The sequence below is a fragment of the Mesorhizobium sp. Cs1321R2N1 genome (genome assembly GCF_037179725.1).
GTDB classification, from domain to species: Bacteria; Pseudomonadota; Alphaproteobacteria; order Rhizobiales; family Rhizobiaceae; genus Mesorhizobium; species Mesorhizobium salmacidum.
This window is the reverse complement of record NZ_JAPYKP010000323.1, coordinates 1-864: the sequence shown is the minus strand read 5'-3', so window position 1 is coordinate 864 and position 864 is coordinate 1. Positions and strand designations below refer to the sequence as shown.

General features: G+C 59.3%; 1 protein-coding gene. It reads right to left on the bottom strand.

Going from position 1 to position 864, the window contains the following annotated elements; all coding sequences use genetic code 11:
* Positions 1-21: 21 nt before the first annotated feature.
* A protein-coding gene (locus O7A61_RS32300) for an IS5 family transposase (RefSeq protein WP_337133192.1) occupies positions 22-782 on the bottom strand; the annotation gives its coding sequence in 2 pieces (ribosomal slippage) (positions 22-443 and positions 443-782; 762 coding nt in all).
* Between the last annotated feature and the right edge of the window lie 82 nt (positions 783-864).

Sequence of the window (864 nt, the reverse complement as noted above, 5' to 3'; positions counted from 1 at the left end):
TAGGGCGTAGTGACGATTTAACTACCTGAGCCAGATAGCGATAGCGGCAAGTTTGACAAAGCCCATGAAGTTGGCGAGCAACTTGTCGTATCGTGTTGCGACGCGGCGGAACTGTTTGAGTTTGTTGAAGAAACGCTCGATGATGTTGCGCTCCTTGTAGAGATCAGCGTCGTAGGGACGCCGATGCTTTCGATTGCGCTTGGGCGGGATGACGACGTCGGCGCCTATTTCTGCGATCTTTTCAAGCAAATGGTCGGCGTCATAGCCCTTGTCGGCGATCGCTGCGCCGGTCTCGAAGCCGTCGACGAGATCATGCGCGAAGGCGATGTCATTACGCTGCCCTGGGCTTGCGATCAGGCGAACCGGCAACCCAAGAGCATCGCCTGCCGCATGGATTTTGGTGCTCAGGCCGCCGCGAGACCGGCCCAGACCTTGGGCATCCGCCCCCCTTTTGACCGGCGCGCACCGGCGGCGTGCTGATGAGCGCGCACAATGGTCGAGTCGATCATCAGCCATTCCAGATCGGCTTCGCGCGCAAGAACCATAAGCATCTCGTCGAGAACGCCCATTTCGATCCAGCGATAGTAGCGCCGCTTCACGGACCGATAGTCGCCGAGCCGCTCGGGTAGATCACGCCAGCGCCCACCCGAGCGGGCCATCCACAGCAGGGCATCAAGGAACTTCCGGTTGTCGGTGCGCGGGCCGCGCTTGCCCTTCGTACCGCCAGGCACAAAGCCCTTGATCCGTTCCCACTGATCCTCTCGAAGCGCATCGCAGTCCATCGCTGACCTCCAAAAATCAGCGTTGAATCTGATTTGCCCTTCCTTGGGAATCCCAACCCGTTAAATCGTCACTACGCCCTAG